The organism is Streptomyces sp. NH27 (assembly GCF_056859195.1).
Genome location: NZ_JACEGK010000522.1, coordinates 1 through 5,739 on the forward strand (window position 1 = coordinate 1; position 5,739 = coordinate 5,739).

At 74.0% G+C, this 5,739-nt stretch carries 3 protein-coding genes; 1 reads left to right on the forward strand and 2 read right to left on the reverse strand.

All coding sequences use genetic code 11. The annotated features are described in order from the left end of the window. Positions 1–135: 135 nt before the first annotated feature. On the forward strand, positions 136–1,965 hold the full coding sequence (locus tag AC13HU_RS30910; protein ID WP_483045280.1) for an APC family permease: 1,830 nt from the start codon (positions 136–138) through the stop codon (positions 1,963–1,965). A 7-nt stretch (positions 1,966–1,972) separates the two neighbouring features. Here the strand turns inward: AC13HU_RS30910 and AC13HU_RS30915 are convergent, their stop codons facing one another. Continuing rightward, positions 1,973–4,714, reverse strand: coding sequence for a molybdopterin-dependent oxidoreductase (locus AC13HU_RS30915; RefSeq protein WP_483045281.1), 2,742 nt, complete (start codon positions 4,712–4,714; stop codon positions 1,973–1,975). Beyond that, positions 4,711–5,568, reverse strand: coding sequence for an FAD binding domain-containing protein (locus AC13HU_RS30920; protein ID WP_483045282.1), 858 nt, complete (start codon positions 5,566–5,568; stop codon positions 4,711–4,713). Before AC13HU_RS30920 ends, AC13HU_RS30915 begins: the two co-directional genes overlap by 4 nt. Between the last annotated feature and the right edge of the window lie 171 nt (positions 5,569–5,739).

A 5,739-nucleotide genomic window follows, 5' to 3' on the forward strand; every position in this document is an offset into this window, starting at 1 on the left:
CCGTGTCCGTACCGCCTCCGACCTGGCCATGGTGCCACGCCGGTGATCGCCGCCCGCGCGTCCCCGGGCCCGCGGGCGGGCCCGGCGGCCACACTGAACGGACGAAAGGTCCGTATCGCCCACCGCGAGGTGCCCATGACGTTCGGACTGGCCCGTCGCCACCTGCGGCCCAGGGTGCCCGTGCGCCCGGGGGAGGGGCACCGCTCGGCGGAGAAGGACCGGCTGACCAGCCTGGAGGGGCTGGCGGCGCTGTCGCTCGACGCGCTCAGCTCGGTCGCGTACGGGCCGGAGGCGATCGTGCTGGTGCTGGTCACGGCCGGCACCGGGGCCCTGTCCGCGACCCTCCCGATCACCCTGGTGATCACCGGACTGCTCGCCGTGCTGGTGGTCTCCTACGGCCAGGTGATCGCGGTGCACCCCGACGGCGGCGGCGCGTACGCCGTCGCGAAGAAGGACCTCGGGCCGCACGTCAGCCTGCTGGCGGCGGCGAGCCTGGTCGTCGACTACGTGCTGACCGTCGCGGTCAGCCTCGCCGCGGGCGCGGCCTCGCTCGCCTCCGCCTACCCCTCGCTCGGCTCGCACCTGCTCGAGGTGTGCCTGCTCGGCCTGGTGCTGCTCACCGCGGTGAACCTGCGCGGAGTCGCCGAGAGCGCCCGGGTGCTGATGCTGCCCACCGTGCTGTTCGTGCTGGGCATCCTCGGCATCGTGGTGATCGGGCTGCTGCGCGGCCATCCCGCGGCGGAGGTCGGCACCCACGAGCCGGTGCACATCACCGAGACGCTCGGCATCCTGCTGCTGCTCAAGGCGTTCTCGGCGGGCTGTTCCGCGCTGACCGGTGTCGAGGCCATCGCGAACGGCGTGCCGACCTTCCGCACACCGCGCGTGCGGCGGGCCCAGCGCACCGAGTTGATGCTCGGCGGACTGCTCGGCCTGATGCTGGTCGGACTGTCCGTGCTGATCCACCGCGACCACATCGCGCCGCGCGGCGGGGTGACGGTGCTCGCCCAGCTCACCGCCGGGTCCTACGGCACCGGCTGGCCGTACGTCGCCACCAACCTCGTGGTCACCCTCGTGCTCGCGCTCGCCGCGAACACCAGCTTCGGCGGCCTGCCGATCCTGATGAGCCTGCTGGCCCGCGACCACCGGATGCCGCACATCTTCGGGCTGCGCGCCGAACGCCCGGTCTACCGCTACGGCGTGCTCGCGCTCGCCGCGCTCGCGGCCGTGCTGCTCATCGCGGTCGACGCCGAGACCAGCAAACTGCTGCCGCTCTTCGCGATCGGCGTGTTCATCGGCTTCTCGATCAGCCAGATCGGCCTGGTCCGGCACTGGGCCACCGACCGGCCCGCCAAGTGGCTGCGCCGGGCCGTGGTCAACGGCCTGGGCGCGGTGCTCACCACGGTGGCCGGCGTGGTGCTTCTCAGCACCAAGTTCCTCGAAGGGGCCTGGGTGGTGGTGGTCGCGGTGCCGCTGCTGATGCTGCTGTTCAGCCGGGTGCAGCGCTACTACACCGTGGTCGGCGAGGAACTCCGCCTCGGCCGGGTCCCGGGGCCGCCGGGACGCAGCGGCACCGGGCTGGTCGTCGTCCCCGTCGGCGAGGTCAGCGAGGTCGCCCGGTACGCCCTCACCGCCGCCCTGGCGCTCGGCGACGAGGTGATCGCGGTCGCCGTGCACTCCGACCCGGAGCGGGCCGGAGCGCTGCGGGACGCGTGGGCGCAGTGGGAGCCCGGGGTGCGCCTGGACATCGTGGACAGCCCGCGCCGCTCGCTGGTCGAGCCGGTGGTCGAGTACGTCAATCGGCTGGCGGAGGACGGGCGGCAGATCGCGGTCCTCATCCCCGAGGTGGAACCGCGGCACCGCCGCTACCAGATCCTGCAGAACCAGCGCGGCATCCTGCTGGCCACGGTGCTACGGGCCCGTACCGATGTCGTCGTCTGCCTGCTGCCGTACCGGCTGAAGATCTGACCGGCGGTCAGCCAGGGTCCCGCGCCGCCGCGTCGATGCGCTGCCAGACGCGGTCGCGGGTGAAGGGCAGTTCGGTGAAGCGGATGCCGGTCGCGTCGCGCAGGGCGTTGGCGAAAGCGGGGGAGACCGGGTTGAACGGGCTCTCGCTCATCGGCTTGGCGCCCAGCGGGCCGATCGCGTCGGCGGTCGCCGTGAAGTGCACCTCGGTGCGCGGGACATCGGCGTAGGCGGGCAGCCGGTAGCGGCGGAAGGAGGCGGTCCCGACCCGGCCGCGCTCGTCGACGCGGACGTTCTCGAAGAGGGTCGCGCCCAGCGCCTGCGCGACGCCGCCCTCGACCTGGCCGCGGCACTGCATCGGGTTCATCACCTTCCCGGCGTCGGCGGCGTGCACGCTGCGCAGGACGCGGATCTCGCCGCTGCCGGGGTCGACGGCGATCCGGAAGTACTGCGCGTTGAACGCCATCGAGCGCGGTGTGCCGTCGAAGTGCCCGTCCGCGACGAGGGCGACGCCGGCCGTCCGGGCCGCGACGTACACCTCCTGGAGGGTGAGCCGCATCCCGGCGGCGTCGGCGAGCACCGCCTGTTCGGCGAGCCTGACCTGCGCGCGGGGCACCCCCAGGTGGGCGGCGGCGAAGTCCAGTACGGCGCCGGCCAGCGCCCGCGCGGCGCGCAGCGTGGCCTTTCCGGCGACCACGACGCCGGTGGAGGCGAAGGCGCCGGTGTCGTGGCGTACGACGTCGGTGTCGGACTGGCGGACGCTGATGTGCTCGACGGTGGTGCCGAGTTCGGCCGCCGCGATCTGCTGGTGGACGGTGGTGGTGCCGTTGCCGAACTCGGCGGTGCCGACGCCGAGTTCGTAGCCGCCGTCGGGGCGAAGCAGCAGCCGCGCGTCGGCGTAGTGGCCGCCGGGCGGGCCGGCGGCGTTCATCGCCAGGGCGGTGCCCTCGCCGACCAGCCAGCCGTCGGGGACCGGTGCCGCGCGGGGCTCCGCCTGTGCGCGGCGGACGATGTCGAGGCACTGGTCGAGGCCGTAGCTGGCGATGTGCAGGTCCTCCTCTGCCGCGCTGCCGGGGGTGACCATCGGGTCGCCCGGACCGATGATGTTGCGGGCCTTGAGCACCAGCGGGTCCATGCCGAGCCGGCGGGCCAGCTCGTCGAGGGCGGATTCCATCGCGAAGGTGACCTGGCCGAGGCCGTAGCCGCGGAAGGCGCCGGCCGGCACGGTGTGGGTGTAGACGCAGTAGCCGTCGGCCTTCTTGTTCGGGCAGCGGTAGATCGACAGCGACTCGTCGCAGGCGTGGAAGAGCACGGTCGGGCCGTGGTTGCCGTAGGCGCCGGTGTTCGCCACCACCCGCAGCTCCAGCGCGGTCAGGGTGCCGTCGCGCCGCGCGCCGGCCTTGACCCGGACGGTGAACGGGTGCCGGGTGGTCGCGCCGAAGAACTGCTCGGCCCGGGTGTACTCCAGCTTCACCGGCCGGCGCAGCCGCAGCACCGCCAGCGCCACCACGTCCTCGACGAGCATCTCCTGCTTGCCGCCGAAGCCGCCGCCGACCCGTCCCGTCACCACCCGCACCTGCCCGGCCGGCAGGTCGTACAGCGCGCACAGCGCCCGGCGGGTCAGGAACGGGGTCTGCGAGCTGGTGCGCAGGGTCAGCCGCCCGTCGTCGTCGATCCAGCCGACCGCGCCGTGCGTCTCCAGGCTGGCGTGCTGGACCCGGGCCGTGCGGAAGGTCTCCTCGTAGACCTCGTCGGCCGCCGCGAACCCGGCCGCGACATCGCCGACCTCGCCGTGCACCTCGCCGACGACGTTCGCCCGCGGCCGGGCGATACGCGCGGTGACCGCGTCCTTGTCGTGGACCACCGGGGCGCCGGGCCGCATCGCCTGCTCGGGGTCGAGCACGGCGGGCAGCACCTCGTACGCCACCTCGATCCGGCGGCAGCCCTCCTCGGCGGCGCCCTCGCTGTCCGCGACGACGGCCGCGACCCGCTGGCCGGCGTACCGGACGGTGTCGTCGAGCACCCGGGTGTCGTCCGGGTCCACCTCGGGGCGCTCGTGCCGCGCGGTGGTGAAGTGCCGCTCGGGGGCGTCGTGGTGGGTGAACACCGTGTGCACGCCCGGCACGCGCAGCGCGGCGGAGGTGTCGATCGCGGTGATCCGGGCGTGCGCGTGCGGGGAGCGCAGCAGCTTCATGTGCAGCAGCCCCGGCACGTCGAGGTCGAAGGTGTAGCGGGCGGCGCCGGTGACGACCTGCGGGCCGGCCGGCGCGGGCAGGTTGCGGCCGACCGCCTCGCCCGCGCCGGGCGTCTCGGCGTGCCGCACCCCGCGGATCGCGTCCTCGATCGCCCGGTAGCCGGTGCCGCGGCACAGGTTGCCCGTCAACGCCTGGGGCAGATCGGCGAGTTGGTCCTCGTCCAGGGCGGCGGTGGTCATCAGGAAGCCGGCGGTGCAGAAGCCGCACTGGAAGCCCTGGGCGTCGAGGAACCGCTGCTGTACGGGGTGCAGTTCGCCGTCGGCGCCGGCCAGGCCCTCCACGGTGGTGACCCGGCGGCCCCCGGCGCGGACCGCCGGATAGAGGCAGCTGTGCACGGGCACGCCGTCGACGTGCACGGTGCAGGCGCCGCAATCGCCCGCGTCGCAGCCCTTCTTGACACCGAACCAGCCCCGCTCGCGCAGGTACGTGCGCAGGCACTGGCCCGGCCGCGGCTCCGCGTCGAACGGCCGGCCGTTGACCTCGATCCGGTAACTCATCGCGCACCGGCCTTCGTTCGGCCCTCGCCGGGCCCCGCGGCCAGTTCGGCGCGGATCTCCTCCGCGAGCCGATACGTCATGTGCCGCCGCCACTCGGGCAGTCCGTGGATGTCGTCGAACCAGTCGCCGTCACCGATCGCCCGGTCCAGCGCGGCCCGCAGCCGATCGGCGGACGGCGGCCCGGCAAGGGCCAGCCGGAACGGCCGTACGGTCGAGGCCGTCACGGTCAGTGTCCAGGCGCCGCCGGCCGGGTCCTCGGTGCCGACCAGCAGCACACCGGAGCGGCCCAGCGCGTAGAGCGACGCCTGGCGGAAGGCGGTGCGCGCGGACAGGGCACGCGGCGGCAGCGTCACCGAGCGCAGCAACTCGCCCTCGCCGAGGTCCTTGCACCCGGCGCCGGTGACGAAGTCCGCCACCTGCAACCGCCGTTGCCCACCGGCCTGGTCGAGCAGCAGGCACACCCCGTCGAGCGCGGCGGTGAGCGAGATCATCGGGCCGGCCGGCAGGGCGTTGCAGAGGTTGCCGCCGACGGTGGCCATGTTCCAGATCTTGAACGAGGCGAGGAAGGCCCGGCAGCACTGCTCGATCAGCGGTGCCGCCGGGTGGGCGACCGGGTCCAGGCCCCGGCCGAAGCGGGACAGCCGGGCGATCGTGCAGGTCGCCGCGATCTCCAGGGAGCCGTCGGGCAGGTGCCGCAGCGGCTCCCAGCCGATACGGCTCAGGTCGTGCAGCCGGCGCAGGTGCGGCTGCGGTTCGGAGAACAGGTGGGTCCCGCCGCCGAGCCAGGCGTCGCCAGGCTGCCACGGGGAGGCGTGCCGGGCGTCCCGGATCTCCACCACGGTGTTCAGGTCCATGAACTCAGTGAAGCAACCGCCGGCGGGGCGGACGACTGTTTCCCAGCGCGGAACCACCGCGTGTCGGAGTGGAGGAGCGGACCGGAGGCGGAAGGCGGTTGTGCGGGCGCTTCCGCACGCCGAACGGCCGGTTCACGTCGGATGATGCGGTCATCACATCCCGTGCCCCGG

Coding starts and splice junctions, on each gene's coding strand:
- AC13HU_RS30910 (WP_483045280.1), top strand. CDS start 136: ATGACGTTCGGACTGGCCCGTCGCCACCTGCGGCCCAGGGTGCCCGTG.
- AC13HU_RS30915 (WP_483045281.1), bottom strand. CDS start 4,714: ATGAGTTACCGGATCGAGGTCAACGGCCGGCCGTTCGACGCGGAGCCG.
- AC13HU_RS30920 (WP_483045282.1), bottom strand. CDS start 5,568: ATGGACCTGAACACCGTGGTGGAGATCCGGGACGCCCGGCACGCCTCC.